An 18,339-nucleotide genomic window follows, 5' to 3' on the forward strand; every position below is an offset into this window, starting at 1 on the left:
GATTTGGTAACGGACCAGCAGACAAGGAAGACCCGTGACTGAAGACAGTTTGAACAGTCTTGATGGCGGCGGCCTGTTTCCCAGGTTGCAGCAACGCTACAGCCTCCGTGCCAACCCGCTGGAAATGGAGACGCCGTTCTTTCCGGATGCCATGCGTCATCACGCTCTGGAAGCGTTGCGCCATCTATGCGGCTTCGGTGATATGGCTCTGTTATTGACCGGAGCTGCTGGCTCGGGCAAAACCCGAATACTGGCGGAGCTGGTCCGCAGCGAATCATCCAGACTCGACTTTCACCGTATACCGGCGGCAGCGCTGACCAGCGCCCAGGCCCTTGCCCGGGACCTGAAAGCGGTTGCTCGCTCCAACCTTGGCCCGGAGGACAGCCCCCGAGACCTGGTTTATCGCTTCTTCAAGTGGTCGGAATCCCGGGTTCGAAAGGGCCAGCGCATGGTCCTCCTGATTGACGATGCAGACCGCGCACCGGTGGAGCTGCTCAGGCTGATTCTGTCTGCTTATCTGGCTTCAGAGCGCGGCTCGTCCGCCGTTCCCGTGTTTGCCGGCACGGACAACCTGGTGCAAATGCTGGCCCTGGATGATGCGACCACAAGCGTCCATCAGGTCCACCTCCGGCCACTGACAAAAGATGAAATTGTTGCCTATCTCGAACCAAGAGTTCATGCAGCGGGGGGGAAAGCAGGCGAGCTCCTCAGTCCTGCCCGGGTTTCAAAAATTCACGCCTTGAGCCAGGGTAGTTTTGCGAGGCTCAAGCGGGTAACGCCGGGGGTCTGGCTGGACATGGTGGGCGCGCCAAGTGTAAGTCGATCCAGTGAGATGCCCTGGAAGCGGCTTTTGTGGCCGGGGCTGGCCTTGATGCTGCTTGCGGCCTCCTGGTGGTTCGTGTCTCGCCAGTATGATGAATCCGTGGCCGGCGAGACTGTAAAAGCACCGGAGCCGGTGAGAAAGAGCATAACCATTGGGCCTGAAACAGAGAATTCAGTGCCAACCCCGGAAGAGCCGTCGCAGGACCAGCCTGCCGTGGAGCCTGAAACGGTATTGACAGAGCCGGTAACCGAGCCGGAAGCTGATCAGCCAGAGCCAGAGCCAGAGCCAGAGCCAGAGCCAGAGCCAGAGCCAGAGCCAGAGCCAGAGCCAGAGCCAGAGCCAGAGCCAGAGCCAGAGCCAGAGCCAGAGCCAGAGCCAGAGCCAGAGCCAGAGCCAGAGCCAGAGCCAGAGCCAGAGCCAGAGCCAGAGGCCGCGCCGAGCTTCACTCCAGCAAACCCGGCGTATTTTTCGGCGATTGATCAGGTTCGGGCGCGTGGAGGCTGGACCATTCAACTGGTGGCCGGCAATCTCGAACAGACTGCTCTGAACGTTATTTCCCGCTATTCACAGCTTGGTGATCTGGTCTACACCCGCGGGGAAAGGCAAGGCCAGCCCTGGTTTATGGTATTCTATGGGGAATTTCCTACCCGGGAGGCGGCCAATGCCGCGGCAGCTGGTTTGCCAGGGGAGCTGGCTTCCAGGTCACCCTGGGTGCGTCCGGTCGACAATTTATAGCGGCACTATTTATTCCGCTAACTTGTTGTTCCATAACCTTGTCGATTGGTAATTCCCGTTTCGGCTTCCCACAATAACTCCACGCCGATTTGAGTACGTATTTCTACGTGTGTAAAATAGCCAGCCCCCATTTTCAGTGTCAAAGGGTGGTTGTATGGCCGCGCGCCAATTAACTCTTTGATTGAAAAGCATTTCTACGCGAGAGAACGCTTATGATGACAGGTTTGTATCATCCCGACGAATTCAGGGACAACTGCGGATTCGGTCTGATCGCCCACATGAAGGGCGAGGCCAGCCACAAGTTGTTGCAAACTGCCATCGAGTCTCTGACCTGCATGACCCACCGAGGTGGTATCGCTGCAGACGGCAAGACCGGCGATGGTTGTGGCCTGCTGATCCAGAGCCCGGATGGCTTTCTGAAAAAAGCCGCCAAGGCATCGTTTGGTAAGGAGCCGGGTGATCTTTTTGCCGTCGGCCAGGTCTTCCTGAACCCCGACGAAGCCAAGGCCTCGGCTGGTCGTGCGGCCATCGAGAAACGGTTGACCGAGCAGGGCCTGGAGATTCTCGGCTGGCGTGATGTGCCGGTGGATGACAGCTGCCTCGGGCCCATGGCGCTGGATTGCCTGCCCCGTATTGAGCAGGTCTTCGTGGTGCCTGGTGGCAAGGCGGAGCGTGATTTTGCGATCAGTCTGTTCGTGGGCCGTCGCCACGCCGAAAGCGATATGGCCGACGATCCCGAGTTCTACATCTGTAGCCTGTCACACCGCACCCTGGCCTATAAAGGCCTGATGATGCCGGCAGATCTGGCCAACTTCTACAAGGATCTGGGTGACCCCGATCTCGAGACCGCCATCTGTGTTTTCCATCAGCGGTTCTCCACCAACACCATGCCACGCTGGCCGCTGGCCCAGCCGTTCCGGTATCTGGCTCACAACGGTGAGATCAACACCATCGACGGCAACCGTAACTGGGCCATCGCCCGGGCCGCCAAGTTCAGCTCTCCGGAATTGCCAGATCTGCAGACCCTGCAGCCTCTGGTGAACCTCACCGGTTCTGACTCCTCAAGCATGGACAACATGCTGGAAGTGCTGCTTGCCGGCGGTGTTGACCTGTTCCGCGCGGTCCGCATGATGATTCCGCCAGCCTGGCAGAATGTCGACAGCATGGATTCAGAGCTGCGTGCGTTTTACGAGTACAACTCCATGCACATGGAGCCTTGGGATGGTCCTGCCGGTCTGGTCATGTCGGACGGCCGCTATGCCGTCTGTATGCTCGACCGGAATGGTCTGCGCCCGGCCCGGTGGGTCATCACCAAGGATGATTTCATCACGCTGGCCTCAGAGATCGGAACTTACGGTTATCAGCCGGACGATGTGGTAGCCAAAGGCCGTGTCGGACCGGGTCAGATGCTGGCGATCGACACAGAGTCCGGTGAAGTCCTGCACACCAAGGACATTGATCAGCGTCTCAAGACCGCTCAGCCTTACAAGCGCTGGCTGCGGGAAAACGCTCTCCGCGTCGAGACCACTCTGAATCAGGACACCCCGGATTTCAGGCTGATGGATTCCGACGAGCTTCTGGTGCACCAGAAGATGTTCATGGTCTCCTTCGAAGAGCGTGACCAGGTATTGCGTCCGCTTGCGGAGAACGGCCAGGAAGCGGTTGGATCCATGGGCGACGATACCCCAATGGCCGTGCTCTCGAGCAAGGTACGCCACGTGGCGGACTACTTCCGGCAGAAGTTCGCCCAGGTGACCAACCCGGCGATTGACCCTCTGCGTGAGTCGATTGTCATGTCCCTGGAGACCTGTCTGGGTGCCGAGCGCAACGTATTCGAGGAAACCGCCGATCACGCAGACCGCATTATTCTGACGACACCGGTTCTGTCGCCTGCCAAGTTCCTCAAGATTGCCAACAATGAGCGCCCGGGTTTCGAGGTCGCGCGTATTTCCATGAGCTACCGCCCGGAACAGGGATTGGAGCAGGCGATTCGCCAGGTTTGTGAGGAAGCGGAACAGGCCGTCCGGGATGGTAAGGTGCTGCTGATCCTCACCGACAAAGATTTGAAGGAAGGTGAACTGCCGGTCAATGCCCTGATGGCAACCGGTGCCGTTCACCATCATCTGGTCCAGAAAGGGTTGCGCTGCGATTCCAACATCATTGTTGAAACCGGTTGGGCTCGTGATCCCCACCATTTTGCGGTGCTTTTCGGTTTTGGTGCGACAGCGGTGTACCCGTACCTCGCTTACCAGGTCCTGAACGATCTGATCCGCACCGGCGAATTGCTGATGGATCCGATTGACGCCAAGAACAACTATCGGAAGGGCATCAACAAGGGGCTGCTGAAGATCCTCTCCAAAATGGGGATCTCGACCATCACCTCCTACCGGGGCGCCCAGCTCTTCGAGGCGATCGGGCTGGCTGACGACGTCGTTGACCTGTGTTTCAAAGGTGTGCCCAGCCGTATCAAGGGGGCTGGCTTCTACGACTTCCAGCAGGACCAGGAGCAACTGGCTTCCGTGGCCTGGAAGCCGCGCAAGCCGATTGTCCAGGGTGGCTTGCTGAAGTACGTCCACGGCGAGGAGTACCACGCTTTCAACCCGGATGTCGTCGGCAAGCTGCAAGAAGCAGTAACCAGTGGCGACTATGGCCACTACAAGGAATACGCCGGGCTGGTCAATGAACGGCCGGTGGCAACCCTGCGTGATCTCCTTGGCTTCCGCAAGGACCTCAAACCGATTGATCTCTCGGAAGTTGAGCCGATCGAGAATATTTTCCCGCGCTTCGATTCCGCGGCCATGTCCCTGGGTGCGCTGTCTCCAGAGGCTCACGAGGCCCTGGCAGTCGCTATGAACACTCTGGGTGGTCGCTCGAACTCCGGCGAGGGCGGTGAAGATCCGGCCCGCTATGGCACCGAAAAGCGCTCCAAAATCAAGCAGGTGGCTTCCGGGCGTTTCGGCGTCACTGCCGAATACCTGCGTAGTGCGGATGTCATGCAGATCAAGGTGGCCCAGGGTGCCAAGCCAGGCGAAGGTGGCCAGTTGCCCGGTGGCAAGGTCAATGAACTGATCGCCCGCCTGCGTTATTCGGTCCCGGGCGTAACGCTGATTTCACCGCCGCCGCACCACGATATCTATTCCATCGAGGATCTGGCCCAGCTGATTTTCGACCTCAAACAGGTCAATCCGCAGGCTCTGGTGTCTGTGAAGCTGGTCTCTGAGCCCGGCGTCGGTACGATTGCCGCAGGTGTGGCTAAGGCGTACGCCGACCTGATCACGGTGTCCGGGTACGATGGCGGTACAGCGGCGAGCCCGCTGACGTCGATCCGCTACGCCGGTTCTCCCTGGGAGCTGGGGCTTACCGAAACCCAGCAGGCGCTGCGAGCCAATGACCTGCGTGGCAAGATTCGCCTGCAGACTGATGGCGGCCTGAAAACAGGTCTGGACGTGGTAAAGGGCGCGATCCTTGGTGCCGAGAGCTTCGGTTTCGGTACCACCCCGATGGTGGCGCTGGGCTGCAAATACCTGCGTATCTGTCACCTGAACAACTGCGCGACCGGTGTGGCTACCCAGAACGACCACCTCCGTGAAGAGCACTTCAAGGGCACGGTGGAAATGGCGATGAATTTCTTCCGCTTCGTGGCCGAAGAGACCCGGGAGTGGATGGCCAAGCTGGGCGTGCGTACCCTGGAAGAACTGGTTGGTCGTGTAGATCTGCTGGAACGCTTGCCGGGCGATACCGAGCGCCAGAAGAAGCTGGATCTCAGTCGCCTGCTGTCTAACGACCATATTCCTGCAGACAAGCCGCAGACCTGTCAGGTCGAACGGAATCACCCGTTTGATGAGGGCAGGCTCGCGGAACAGATGGTTCAGGATACCGCTGCGGCGATCAAAGAGAAGAGTGGAGGCGCGTGGTCCTATCGAGTCACCAACTGTGATCGCTCTATTGGCGCCCGCCTCTCTGGCGAAATCGCCCAGATCCATGGTAACCAGGGTATGGTGGATGCACCGATCACCCTGGACCTGACCGGTACCGCTGGCCAGAGTTTTGGTGTCTGGAACGTGGGTGGTCTCAACCTGATCCTTGAAGGGGATGCCAACGACTACGTCGGTAAGGGCATGACCGGTGGCAAGCTGGTTGTGAAGCCGCCCCGCGGCAGCGCGTTCAAGACTCAGGAAACCTCTATCGTCGGCAATACCTGTCTCTACGGCGCAACCGGCGGCAAACTCTTTGCTGCCGGAACCGCGGGTGAGCGATTTGCAGTTCGTAATTCCGGTGCCCATGCCGTTGTGGAAGGCGCCGGAGACCATTGCTGTGAATACATGACCGGTGGTCTGGTGACGGTGCTGGGCTCTACTGGCCACAACTTCGGTGCTGGTATGACCGGTGGCTTTGCTTACGTCATGGATATCAACAACACGTTCGTGGACAAATACAACCACGAGCTGGTGGAAATTCAGCGGATTTCCAGCGAGGACATGGAGTCCTACCGCAATCACCTGCGTGGTGTTATCCGGGAGCACATCTCGGAAACCGGCAGTGAGTGGGCAGAGCACATTCTTGAGAATTTCGACGACTACATTGGCCGCTTCTGGCTGGTGAAACCCAAGGCTGCGAATCTGCGCAGTCTGCTGGCCAGCACCCGGGCGCGTCCGGAATAAGAGGCTGAGAGGGTTTGGGGCGAGCAGCCTGGCTGCCGCCCTTGTCGAAATCGAGTTGATGAGAGCATCCAGATGAAAGAACGACTGAGTAATGACTTCCAGTTTGTCGAGGTTGGACGTGTCGACCCGAAAAAGGTCCCGGCCAAGAAGCGGAAGAAAGAGTTTGGTGAAATTTACCACCCCTTCACAGCAGATAACGCGGCGTCCCAGTCCCATCGCTGTCTTGAGTGTGGTAACCCCTATTGCGAGTGGAAGTGCCCGGTTCACAACTATATTCCGAACTGGCTCAAGCTGGTTTCCGAAGGCAATATCATGCGGGCCGTCGAGTTGTGTCACCAGACCAACTCCCTGCCTGAAGTTTGCGGCCGCGTTTGTCCGCAGGATCGCCTGTGTGAAGGTGCCTGCACCCTGAACGACGGGTACGGCGCGGTTACCATCGGGTCTGTCGAGAAGTACATTACCGATACCGCCTTTGCCCTGGGCTGGAAACCGGATATGTCCGCCGTGAAGTGGACAGACAAGAAGGTTGCCGTCATCGGCGCTGGGCCTGCGGGTCTGGGCTGCGCGGACGTTCTGGTTCGCAATGGCGTCAAGCCGGTTGTATTCGATATCTATCCGGAAATCGGTGGTCTGCTGACCTTCGGCATTCCCGAGTTCAAGCTGGAAAAATCCGTTATGACCCGCCGCCGCAAGGTGTTCGAGGAGATGGGCGTGGAATTCCGCCTGTCTACCGAGGTGGGCAAGGACGTTCAGTTGCAGGAGATCATTGACGAGTACGATGCCGTTTTCATGGGCATGGGCACCTACACCTACATGAAGGGAGGTTTCCCGGGTGAGAACCTGCCGGGCGTGTACGATGCACTGCCGTTCCTCGTTTCGAACGTCAACCGTCGTCTCGGCTTCGAGAAAGACGAAGCAGACTTCATCGACATGAAAGGCAAGCGGGTTGTTGTCCTGGGTGGCGGCGATACGGCCATGGACTGCAACCGCACCTCGATCCGTCAGCAGGCCGAGAGCGTCACCTGTGCCTACCGCCGGGATGAAGCCAACATGCCGGGTTCTCGCCGGGAAGTGGCCAACGCCAAGGAAGAGGGCGTTAAGTTCTTCTTCAATCGTCAGCCCATCGCCATTATTGGTGAAGACCGGGTTGAGGGTGTGAAGGTGGTTCAGACCCGTCTGGGCGATCCCGACGAAAATGGTCGTCGCCGTCCGGAAGTGGTCCCGGGTAGCGAGGAGGTTATTCCTGCGGACGCGGTTCTGGTCGCCTTCGGTTTCCGTCCGAGCCCGGCCGACTGGTTCGATGAGCTGAAGGTGAATACCGACGATTCGGGCCGGGTAACTGCTCCGGAAGGCGCAGAATTCATGTTCCAGACCAGCAACGAGAAGATCTTTGCGGGCGGGGACATGGTCCGTGGTTCCGATCTGGTCGTAACCGCTATCTGGGAAGGCCGTCAGGCTGCCGAAGGCATCATGGATTACCTGGATATCTGATTGCACGGTTGATCCTGATCAGAAGGGCGGTTTCCTAAGGGAAAGCCGCCCTTTTTTATTCCCGCAAACCGGGTATTATGGCCTCCATCCAATTTTCCCCTTTGTACAGAACACGCTGGATTTCCTATGACCGAGCTGAAGAATGATCGTTTCCTGCGCGCCCTGATGCGCCAGCCCGTGGACCGCACACCGGTCTGGATGATGCGACAGGCGGGGCGTTACCTGCCGGAATACCGTGCGACAAGGGCGAAGGCCGGGGATTTTCTCAGCTTGTGCAAGAACACGCCGCTGGCCTGTGAAGTGACGCTACAGCCCCTGGAGCGTTTCCCGCTGGATGCGGCCATCCTGTTCTCAGACATCCTGACCATTCCGGATGCTCTGGGTCTCGGCCTGTACTTCGAAACCGGCGAGGGCCCGAAATTCCGGAACACGATCCGCTCCGAAGCCGATGTTGCCGCTCTGCCGAAGATCAACGCTGAGGTGGACCTGGATTACGTCATGAACGCGGTCTCCACCATCCGCGGTGCGCTGAATGGCAGTGTTCCCCTGATCGGCTTCTCCGGAAGCCCGTGGACCCTCGCCACCTATATGATTGAAGGCGGCTCTTCCAAGGATTTCAGGGAGGCCAAGAAGCTCATGTACGGCCAGCCAGAGGTTATGCACCGCTTGCTGGATTATCTGGCGGACGCGGTCATTGACTACCTCAACGGCCAGATCAAGGCCGGTGCCCAGGCTGTACAGATTTTCGATACCTGGGGAGGCGTTTTGAGCAGCTGGGCGTACGAAGAGTTCTCGCTCCGCTACATGAGGAAGATCGTTGACGGCCTGATTCGCGAGAGCGATGGTCGCCGGGTGCCAGTGATCCTGTTTACCAAGAATGGCGGTCAGTGGCTGGAATCCATTGCCGATTCCGGTGCGGATGCCGTTGGTCTGGACTGGACTACCGATATCGGTAATGCCCGGGCCCGGATTGGTGATCGAGTGGCCCTTCAGGGCAACATGGATCCGGCGATGCTGTATGCACCGCCTGAGCGGATCCGGCAGGAAGTGGCTGATATCCTCAAGCGCTTCGGTTCCGGCAATGGGCACATATTTAACCTTGGTCACGGGATTACGCCGGATGTGGATCCGGAGCATGCCAAGGCGTTCATTGAGGCTGTTGTTGAACTCAGCCCCGAGTACCATCGCTGAGTATTGGAGTTGGTTTTCACCCAGCCTGCTGACCATGCGGGCTGGGCCGTGGTGGGGCCCTTTCCAAAAACCGCTACGAGCACGTCCATGTGCGCTTGTCCTCGGCCATCCTTGGCCTCCGACATTTTTGGAAAGGGCCCCACCACGGCCCGAGACCAACTTCAGAGCTATACCCGTTTCCCCAAAATCCTCTGGATGCAATCTCCTGTCCGGTCTATAGTCAGGTGAAACAAGACCGGTAAACAGGAGTAACCACTTGCCCCCCAAGAATCCCGAAAAACGCCGGTTCCACCGGATCGAATTCGATGCGCCCTGTGAACTCCATTGTCAGGAATCTGTCTGGACGACTGAGGTGCTGGATATTTCGCTGAAAGGTGTTCTGGTCAAGCGGCCGGAGGGTTGGCAGGTCCCGTTAAAGCAGCCCTGTGAGGTGATTGTCCATTTGAACGACCATGAGGCTGGTATTGTCATGGCTGTTGAGTTGAGGCACGTGGAACCGCACCGGCTGGGCTTCAAATGTCAGTACATTGACCTTGATAGCGCCACGCATCTTAAGCGCCTAGTGGAACTGAACCTGGGCGACCAGGCGCTGTTGGAAAGAGAGTTTGCACATCTGATTGATTGACCCCTTAAAGGGACGGCGAATCACGAGCTGATACCAGTTTTCGCCTTTCGGAATTCGTCTTCAAGAGTTTAAAAAGTCAGAGTCCTGCCCTGGAGTGAGCAGGATAGACTGGCATAGGTGCTTCCAAAAATGTCGGAGGCCAGGGATGGCCGAGGACAAGCGCACATGGATGTGCTCGTAGCGGTTTTTGGAAGCACCTATGCCAGTCTAGCCGTTAACTCCCAAATTGGCCGGTAACTACAGAAATGCAGGTCTAAAGTTCTTCCAGGGCCGACAGTGCATCACTCAGTTTGGTTATCGGAATCACCTTCATGCCGTCGATGGCCTTCCTTGGGGCATTGGATTTCGGCACCAGGGCCCGGGTGAAACCGTGTTTGGCGGCTTCGTAGATGCGCTCCTGGCCACTGGGTACCGGGCGGATCTCGCCGGAGAGGCCGACTTCGCCGAAGATCACCAGGTCCTGGGGTAGGGCTCGGTCGCGGAAGGAGGAGACAATGGCGGCCAGCAGCGCGAGATCGGCGCTGGTTTCGTTTACTTTTACGCCACCAACCACGTTCACGAACACGTCCTGGTCGGATACGTGCATGCCGCCATGGCGGTGCAATACGGCAAGGAGCATGGCCAGCCGGTTCTGATCGAGGCCAACTGCGACCCGTCTGGGGTAGCCGCCCTGAGCCATATCCACCAGGGCCTGGATCTCCACGAGCATCGGGCGGGTACCTTCCCAGACCACCATCACCACGCTTCCAGGGGCAGCGTCTTCGCCGCGGTTCAGGAAGATCGCGCTGGGGTTCTTCACTTCCTTTAGCCCCTGTTCCAGCATGGCGAACACGCCCAACTCGTTCACTGCACCAAACCGGTTCTTGATCCCCCGAAGGGTTCGATAACGGCTGTCGCTGGAGCCTTCCAGCAGGATAGAGCAGTCGATCATGTGTTCCAGAACCTTCGGGCCGGCCAGGCTGCCGTCTTTGGTGACATGGCCGACCAGAAACAGAATGGTGCCGGTCTGCTTGGCGAAACGGGTGAGGTAGGCGGCGCTTTCCCGTACCTGCGAGACACTGCCCGGGGCGGACTCGATATCCGCCATGTGCATCACCTGAATACTGTCCACCACCAGAATCCGGGGTTTTTCTGCCTCGGCCACCTGCATGACTCGTTCGACACTGGTTTCGGACAGCATCTTCAGGTCTTTGGTGGGCAGGCCCAGCCGTTTGGCGCGCATGGCGACCTGTTGCAGGGATTCCTCACCGGTGACATACAAAGCGGGGACGCTGGCGGCAAGATGGCAGACGGCCTGTAGCAGCAGTGTGCTCTTGCCGGCGCCCGGATGGCCGCCCATCAGTACGGCAGAGCCTTCGACCAGGCCGCCGCCCAGGACCCGATCGAACTCCTGCATGCCGGAGCTGATGCGAGGCTGCTCGGCCAGGCTGACGTCGTCCAGGCTCTGAACTTCGGATAGGCTGCCGGCGAATCCCTCAAAGCGGGCACCGCGGGCGCCTTTGCTGTTGCTGCTGACGCCGCGGACTTCGCTGATGGTGTTCCAGGCCTGGCATGCCGTGCACTGGCCCTGCCACTTGGAATAGTCTGCACCGCACTCGGTGCAGACAAAGGCGGTTTTGGTTTTCGCCATCAGGCCAGCTTCTTGTACTTCATGCGCTTGGGCTGCATGGCTGAATCGCCCTTACGCTTCTTGAAGTCCTCATCGTACTCCGTGAAGTTGCCTTCGAAGTACACCACCTCGCCATCATCTTCGAACGCCAGAATATGGCTGGCTACGCGGTCGAGGAACCAGCGATCGTGTGAGATCACCAGGGCAGAACCCGGGAAGTTCAGCAGGGCTTCTTCCAGCGCCCGGAGGGTTTCCACGTCCAGATCGTTGGTGGGCTCATCCAGCAGCAGCACGTTGCCGCCCTGTTTCAGCAGCTTGGCCAGGTGCAGGCGGTTGCGCTCACCGCCGGACAGGTCGCCAACCCGCTTCTGCTGGTCGCTGCCCTTGAAGTTGAAACGGCCTACGTAAGCCCGGGAGGGCGTCTCGTAATTGCCAACCTTGATGATATCGTTGCCGTCGGAGAGCTCTTCCCAAACGGTTTTGCTGCCATCCAGGTCACGCATCTGGTCCACGTAGGCCAGTTCCACGGTTTCGCCGACGGTGATGTCACCAGAGTCCGGCTTGTCGAAACCGGCAATCATCTTGAACAGGGTGGATTTGCCGGCACCGTTACCGCCGATAATGCCCACGATGGCACCGGGCGGTACGCTGAAGGACACGTCTTCATACAGCAGGCGGTCACCGAAGGACTTGCTGATGCCGTCCACCTCGATCACCTTGTTGCCCAGGCGAGGTCCGGGCGGAATGTAGAGTTCGTTGGTTTCGTTGCGCTTCTGGAATTCCTGGGAGCTCATCTCCTCAAAGCGGGCCAGACGGGCCTTGCTCTTGGACTGACGGCCCTTGGCATTGCTTCGCACCCACTCCAGTTCCTGTTTGATGGCTTTCTGGTGAGAGGCTTCCTGCTTGGATTCCATCTCCAGGCGCTTCTCCTTGTTTTCCAGCCACTGGCTGTAATTGCCTTCAAACGGAATGCCGTGGCCACGGTCCAGTTCCAGGATCCAGCCGGCGACGTTGTCGAGGAAGTACCGGTCGTGGGTGATGGCGACCACGGTGCCTTCGTAGTCATGCAGGAAGCGCTCGAGCCAGGCCACGGATTCGGCATCCAGGTGGTTGGTGGGCTCGTCCAGCAGCAGCATGTCCGGGCCGGACAGCAGCAGACGGCACAGTGCGACCCGGCGGCGCTCACCACCGGAAAGAACGCTTACTTTCTGATCCCAGGGTGGAAGACGCAGGGCGTCCGCGGCAACTTCCATCTTGCGTTCAATGTCGTGGCCATCGGTGGCCTGGATATAGGCCTCCAGCTCGCCCTGCTTCTTGGCCAGGGCGTCAAAGTCGGCATCCGGTTCGGCGTAGGCTGCGTACACCTGGTCCAGTTCGGCCAGGGCGTCGTGGACGCCGGAAACCGCCTCGTCGACGATCTCCTTGACGGTTTTTTCTTCGTCCAGCTCCGGCTCCTGGGGCAGATAGCCCACGTTGATGCCAGGCTGCGGACGGGCTTCACCGATGTAATCCTGGTCTACGCCCGCCATAATGCGGAGCAGGGTGGATTTACCGGCACCGTTGAGGCCCAGAACGCCGATCTTGGCGCCGGGGAAGAAGCTCAGGGAGATGTCTTTCAGAATCTCGCGCTTGGGCGGGACCACCTTGCCCACGCGGTTCATGGTGTAAACGTATTGGGCCATGTTGGCGTAAACCTCTTGGTAAAACAGGTTCGTGAATTCGCAATCTGATGGTTCGGGCGGCGGGGCTGGCCTTCCGGGATACGCGGTGAATACGTCCATGTACGCTCGGCAAAATCATCCCTGATTTTGACGATCCCGGAAGGCCAGCCCCGCCGCCCTCGATCGAAGCCAGTGCTATTGATCCGGTAAGGTATCGAAACCTACCAGTGATAGCAATTGAGCAGAAACCGGAGTTGGCCGCATGCCGGTATCTGCGGACGGTATAAAGGGTGATTTTTTACCCGTTTGTAAGATAGAATAGCGGCCCAATTTTTAAGGGAGCCTGCGGAGATCGCCAAAGCTCTCCGGGCCAGCCAAGCACACAGGGGCAGCGCATCCATGTTTAATCGTGAAATGAAAATCGCCGGCTTTGACGACGAACTCTGGAACGCCATGCAGGCGGAAGAGAAGCGTCAGGAAGCTCACATCGAGCTGATCGCGTCCGAGAACTATACCAGCCCCCGGGTGATGGAAGCCCAGGGCAGCGTGCTGACCAACAAGTACGCGGAAGGCTATCCGGGCAAGCGCTACTATGGCGGCTGCGAGTTCGTGGATATTGCCGAAGATCTGGCGATTGAGCGCGCCAAGGAACTGTTTGGTGCTGCCTATGCCAACGTTCAGCCGCATTCCGGCTCCCAGGCCAACTCTGCTGTCTTTATGGCCCTGCTCAAGCCAGGCGATACTGTTCTGGGCATGAGCCTCGCCCATGGTGGGCACCTGACTCACGGCGCCAGTGTCAACTTCTCGGGCAAGATCTACAACGCTGTGCAGTACGGTATTAACACCGACACTGGCCTTCTTGACTACGATGAAATCGAGTCGCTCGCTCTGGAGCATAAGCCAAAGATGATTATCGCCGGCTTCTCCGCGTACTCTCAGGAGCTTGATTTTGCCCGCTTCCGCGAGATTGCCGACAAGGTGGGCGCTTACCTGTTTGTCGATATGGCCCACGTGGCTGGCCTGGTGGCCGCGGGCGTTTACCCGGATCCGGTTCCCCATGCCCACGTGATCGCGACGACTACACACAAGACCCTGCGCGGTCCCCGTGGTGGTCTGATCCTGGCTTGCGATGATGCTGATCTGCAGAAGAAGCTGAACTCTGCGGTATTCCCGGGCGGCCAGGGTGGCCCGCTGATGCACGTTATTGCCGCGAAGGCTGTTTGCTTCAAGGAGGCCATGAGCGAAGAGTTCAAGACCTACCAGCAGCAGGTTGTGAAGAACGCCTCTGCCATGGCTCAGGTTTTTGTGGATCGTGGCTATGATGTGGTTTCCGGCGGCACCAGGAACCACCTGTTCCTGGTCAGCCTTATCAAGCAGGACATTACCGGTAAAGACGCCGATGCTGCATTGGGTCGTGCTCACATTACCGTGAACAAGAACGCGGTTCCCAATGACCCCCGTTCGCCGTTCGTCACTTCCGGCCTGCGTATTGGTACCCCGGCGATCACCACTCGCGGTTTCGGCGAGTCCGAGTGTCGCGACCTGGCCGGCTGGATCTGCGATATCCTCGATAATCTGGATGATGATGCGGTCAACAGCCGGGTTCGCGAACAGGTGAGTGCGCTCTGCGCCCGTTTTCCTGTCTACGGCTAATCGTTTTATAGCTAGACTACAGGCATGACCTGCCGGGCCGAACTTTCGGCCCGGCTTCCTCTTCGGAGTTCCTGACTATGCATTGTCCCTTCTGTGGTGAAGCAGATACCAAGGTGATTGACTCCCGGCTGGTGGCCGAGGGAGATCAGGTGCGTCGCCGCAGGGAATGCCTGTCCTGTCGGGAGCGGTTCACGACCTTCGAGTTTGCCGAGCTGGTGATGCCGCGAGTGGTCAAGCAGGATGGCACCCGGCAGCCGTTTGATGAGGAAAAGCTGCGTTCGGGGCTGATGAAGGCCCTCGAGAAGCGGCCGGTTAGCATCGAGCAGATTGATGCGGCCCTGAACCGGATCAAATACCGTTTGCGGGCGACCGGCGAACGGGAAGTGAAATCCATGCAACTGGGCGAGGAGGTGATGACCGAATTGCGCCAGTTGGACAAGGTCGCCTATGTCCGCTTCGCGTCGGTGTATCGCAGTTTCCAGGATATCAACGAGTTCAAGGAAGAGATTGAGAGGCTGTCGGCAAGCAACGGTGAGGCGGCCGTTGACGTCGCCAAAGCGTTGGCGGATAACCACGCCCCGAAAGGAAAGGCATGATCGACAACCGCGACAGGGCCATGATGGCGCGGGCTGTCCAGCTTGCCTGGCGCGGTCGGTACTCTACCCATCCCAATCCCCGGGTTGGCTGTGTCATTGCCCGCGGCGATCTGATACTCGGTGAGGGCTGGCATGAGCGTGCCGGAGAAGCCCACGCTGAGATCCGCGCCCTGAGTCAGGCCGGTCCGGACGCCCGGGGAGCGACAGCCTATGTAACCCTGGAGCCGTGCAGCCACTTTGGTCGTACACCGCCCTGTGCCAGGGCGCTGATTGATGCCGGTGTTGCCCATGTGTATGCCGCCACCAAGGATCCGAATCCCTCGGTATCCGGACGCGGGCTGGATATGCTGAGGGAGGCTGGCGTTCAGGTTACCGAAGGCTTGCTGGCGGAAGAAGCTGTTCGCCTGAATCCGGGTTTCATGAAGCGCATGAACACCGGGCGGCCCTGGGTGCGGCTGAAAATGGCAGCGAGCCTGGATGGTCGTACTGCCATGGCTTCTGGCGAGAGCCAGTGGATAACCGGTGCTGAGTCGCGCCGGGATGTCCAACGCCTCCGAGCGATCAGCGACGCCATCCTGACCGGTGTTGGTACTGTGCTCGCCGACGATCCCTCGCTGACAGTCCGTCGCGAGGAGCTCGGAGACATTGGCGATGCCACCGAGCCGTCCAGGCAGCCGCTGCGGGTAATTGCCGACCGGGATGCGCGCACGCCCTCCACGGCGAATATTCTTCAGGGCGGCAATGTGCAGGTGTTCTGTGCATCATCAACTCTGGCCACGGCGCCGGCCCAGGATTTGGCGGCACTGGGCATCAGCCTTACCGGCGTCGCCTGGAAAGACAACGGCATTGATCTGGCCGAACTGCTGGACTCGCTGGGGGAGCTGGGTATCAACGAGCTGCTGGTGGAGGCGGGACCGACTCTGGCTGGAACGTTCATTAGCGAAAATCTGGTCGACGAACTCTGGCTCTACCAGGCGCCGGTTTTCCTGGGCAGTACGGGGAGGCCGACCGCCCACCTGCCGCTGGAAACCATGGCAGATAAAGTACAATGGAACGTGCTGGATCGACGTCAGGTGGGTGAGGATCAGCGCCTGATTCTCACTCGCCGGTAATTCATAAACTCAGGATGTTCCGGAAGCCAACATTTGCCGGAGCGCCGCAAGGGTAAAAAACCACATGGCACTGAACAGCATTGAAGACATCATAGAAGATATCCGTCAGGGCAAAATGGTCATACTGATGGATGACGAGGATCGCGAGAATGAGGGCGATCTCGTGATGGCTGCTGAGCATTGCACGGCCGAAGCCATCAACTTCATGGCCCGGTTTGGTCGTGGCCTGATTTGCATGCCTATGACCCGGGACCGCTGCGAACAGCTGGGTCTTCCATTGATGGTGCAGCAGAACGCCTCCGGCTTCGGAACCAAGTTTACCCTCTCCATTGAGGCCACTGTAGGCGTGACGACTGGCATCTCGGCTGCGGACCGTGCCCGTACTGTTCAGGCGGCAGTGGCGCGCAACGCCAGGGCCAGTGATCTGGTCCAGCCCGGCCATATTTTCCCGTTGATGTCTGATCCCGGCGGTGTGCTGAGCCGCGCCGGGCACACGGAAGCATCCTGTGATCTTGCGGCGCTGGCCGGCTGCGAACCGGCGGGTGTGATCTGCGAGATTATGAATGACGATGGCTCGATGGCTCGTCGGGAAGATCTGGAGCGGTTTGCCGAAGAGCACGACCTCAAGATCGGCACCATTGCCGATCTGATTCATTACCGCACCATGAACGAACGCACCGTGGAGTGTGTGGAAGAGAACGACCTGGACACCGAGTACGGCGTATTCAAACTTCGGACCTATCGCGACAACATCCAGGGAGCCACTCATCTGGCCATGTTGATGGGAGATATTTCCCCCGACGAACCGGCCTTTGTACGGGTCCACATCACCGATACCCTTCGGGATCTTCTGGGGGCCCGCCGCAAGGATTCCCGTAGCTGGCCTCTACATCACGCATTGGAGAAAGTGGCGGAGGAAGGCAAGGGCGTGGTTGTCCTGCTGAACAGTGCCGAGGACAGCTACAATCTGGAAGACCGTATCCAGGAATTCTTTGATGAGGGGAAAGGCTCCTCTGGCAAGGGCAGCTCAGGCGTTTACTTCACCGTAGGCACTGGTTCCCAGATTCTCCGGGATATCGGTGTCGGCAAGATGCGTCTGCTGAGCCCGCCGATCAAATTCTCGGCCATTTCCGGTTTCGATCTGGAAGTTGTTGAATACGTTCCCTATACCCCCGAATGATAAACCCGGTCGTGGCCCCGATGCCGCGACACGTGAAGGAGCCATCAATGGCAGATATCAGAGTAATTGAAGGTGATTTTACCGAGTGCAGTGGGCGCTATGCCCTGGTGGTGGGCCGTTTTAACGGCTTTGTTGTAGAAAGCCTGGTTGAGGGTGCGCTGGACACCCTGCGCCGTCACGGTATTTCCGATGATGACGTCACCATTGTTCGCGTGCCGGGAGCTTATGAAATGCCCCTGGCGGTCAAGCGCGTTGCAGAAACCGGCGAGTACGATGCGATTATCGCCCTGGGTGCGGTCATCCGTGGCGGAACGCCTCATTTCGAGTACGTTGCCGGCGAAGCCTCCAGTGGTATTGGCGCTGTCAGTCTTGATACTGACGTGCCGGTGACTTTCGGTGTCCTGACAGTGGACTCCATCGAGCAGGCCATCGAGCGTTCGGGCACCAAGGCCGGTAACAAGGGTGCGGAAGCGGCGATCACCGCCCTTGAAATGGTCAGCCTTTTCAAGAAGCTGGGTGAGTAATGAGTGACACTGAAGGTACATCACCGCAGCCGGCCCCGTCCGGCAAACCGAAAGCCGGTGATCGACGCCGTGCCAGGGCCCTGGCCATGCAAGGGCTCTATCAGCGCCATTTCAGCAAGACGGCGATTTCTGACATTGAAGCCGAGTTCATGGTCGACAATGACATGACCAAGGTTGATCTGCTGTATTTTCGCGATCTGCTCCGTGGTGTCCATCGTGAGCAGGGCGAGCTGGACAAATTGATCGAGCCTTTTCTTGATCGGCCCATTCACGAGGTGGATCCGGTGGAGCTGGCTATCGTGCGCCTTGGGGCCTATGAGCTGAAGCATCGGCTGGATGTGCCCTATAAGGTGGTTATCAACGAGGGCATTGAAATGGCCAAGCGCTTCGGCGGCACCGAGGGCCATAAGTTCGTCAACAGCATCCTCGACAAGCTGAGCGGCCGACTTCGGCTCGCTGAGACCCGCTCCCGCTAGCC

The 18,339-nt window shown here is 58.8% G+C and carries 13 protein-coding genes; 11 read left to right on the forward strand and 2 right to left on the reverse strand.

Features of this window, described 5'->3' with window-relative positions; translation table 11 throughout:
* Positions 1–34: 34 nt before the first annotated feature.
* The 5 genes from ACGK9W_RS21080 (at position 35) to ACGK9W_RS21100 (ending at position 9,526) form a co-directional block, all read left to right on the forward strand.
* Positions 35–1,558: an SPOR domain-containing protein gene (locus ACGK9W_RS21080; RefSeq protein ID WP_405418553.1), complete on the forward strand. Its 1,524-nt coding sequence runs from the start codon at positions 35–37 to the stop codon at positions 1,556–1,558.
* 212 nt (positions 1,559–1,770) lie between these two features.
* A complete protein-coding gene (gene gltB, locus ACGK9W_RS21085) occupies positions 1,771–6,219 on the forward strand; it encodes a glutamate synthase large subunit (RefSeq protein WP_405418555.1) in 4,449 nt (1,482 codons plus the stop codon).
* A 72-nt stretch (positions 6,220–6,291) separates the two neighbouring features.
* Positions 6,292–7,710, forward strand: coding sequence for an FAD-dependent oxidoreductase (locus ACGK9W_RS21090; RefSeq protein ID WP_053114383.1), 1,419 nt, complete (start codon positions 6,292–6,294; stop codon positions 7,708–7,710).
* Between the two features lie 126 nt (positions 7,711–7,836).
* A complete protein-coding gene (hemE, locus tag ACGK9W_RS21095) occupies positions 7,837–8,901 on the forward strand; it encodes a uroporphyrinogen decarboxylase (RefSeq protein WP_405418557.1) in 1,065 nt (354 codons plus the stop codon).
* A 256-nt stretch (positions 8,902–9,157) separates the two neighbouring features.
* Positions 9,158–9,526 carry a PilZ domain-containing protein gene (locus ACGK9W_RS21100; RefSeq protein ID WP_062786494.1) on the forward strand — a complete coding sequence of 123 codons (369 nt, stop codon included), beginning with the start codon at positions 9,158–9,160 and terminating at the stop codon, positions 9,524–9,526.
* A gap of 253 nt (positions 9,527–9,779) precedes the next feature.
* Here the strand turns inward: ACGK9W_RS21100 and radA are convergent, their stop codons facing one another.
* Both radA and ettA read right to left on the reverse strand, forming a co-directional pair.
* Entirely contained in the window at positions 9,780–11,156 is a 1,377-nt protein-coding gene (gene radA / locus ACGK9W_RS21105) for a DNA repair protein RadA (protein ID WP_405418559.1), read from the reverse strand.
* Positions 11,156–12,817 carry an energy-dependent translational throttle protein EttA gene (gene ettA, locus ACGK9W_RS21110; RefSeq protein WP_104323167.1) on the reverse strand — a complete coding sequence of 554 codons (1,662 nt, stop codon included), beginning with the start codon at positions 12,815–12,817 and terminating at the stop codon, positions 11,156–11,158. The genes radA and ettA overlap by 1 nt, the downstream gene beginning before the upstream one ends.
* 378 nt (positions 12,818–13,195) lie before the next feature.
* Here ettA and glyA point away from each other — a divergent pair, with 378 nt between their 5' ends.
* The 6 genes from glyA (at position 13,196) to nusB (ending at position 18,337) form a co-directional block, all read left to right on the forward strand.
* Positions 13,196–14,449, forward strand: coding sequence for a serine hydroxymethyltransferase (gene glyA, locus ACGK9W_RS21115; protein ID WP_405418561.1), 1,254 nt, complete (start codon positions 13,196–13,198; stop codon positions 14,447–14,449).
* A 77-nt stretch (positions 14,450–14,526) separates the two neighbouring features.
* On the forward strand, positions 14,527–15,045 hold the full coding sequence (nrdR, locus tag ACGK9W_RS21120) for a transcriptional regulator NrdR (RefSeq protein ID WP_273070340.1): 519 nt from the start codon (positions 14,527–14,529) through the stop codon (positions 15,043–15,045).
* Entirely contained in the window at positions 15,042–16,157 is a 1,116-nt protein-coding gene (ribD, locus tag ACGK9W_RS21125; protein ID WP_273070339.1) for a bifunctional diaminohydroxyphosphoribosylaminopyrimidine deaminase/5-amino-6-(5-phosphoribosylamino)uracil reductase RibD, read from the forward strand. Before nrdR ends, ribD begins: the two co-directional genes overlap by 4 nt.
* Before the next feature lie 64 nt (positions 16,158–16,221).
* The gene (ribBA, locus tag ACGK9W_RS21130; protein WP_405418564.1) at positions 16,222–17,337 is read left to right on the forward strand and encodes a bifunctional 3,4-dihydroxy-2-butanone-4-phosphate synthase/GTP cyclohydrolase II; all 1,116 of its coding nucleotides are present in this window, start codon (positions 16,222–16,224) and stop codon (positions 17,335–17,337) included.
* Between the two features lie 47 nt (positions 17,338–17,384).
* A complete protein-coding gene (ribE, locus tag ACGK9W_RS21135; protein WP_273070336.1) occupies positions 17,385–17,861 on the forward strand; it encodes a 6,7-dimethyl-8-ribityllumazine synthase in 477 nt (158 codons plus the stop codon).
* Positions 17,861–18,337 carry a transcription antitermination factor NusB gene (gene nusB, locus ACGK9W_RS21140; protein ID WP_202348066.1) on the forward strand — a complete coding sequence of 159 codons (477 nt, stop codon included), beginning with the start codon at positions 17,861–17,863 and terminating at the stop codon, positions 18,335–18,337. Before ribE ends, nusB begins: the two co-directional genes overlap by 1 nt.
* Positions 18,338–18,339: the final 2 nt, after the last annotated feature.

It is taken from the genome of Marinobacter flavimaris, assembly GCF_045057155.1.
Taxonomy (GTDB): Bacteria; Pseudomonadota; Gammaproteobacteria; order Pseudomonadales; family Oleiphilaceae; genus Marinobacter; species Marinobacter manganoxydans.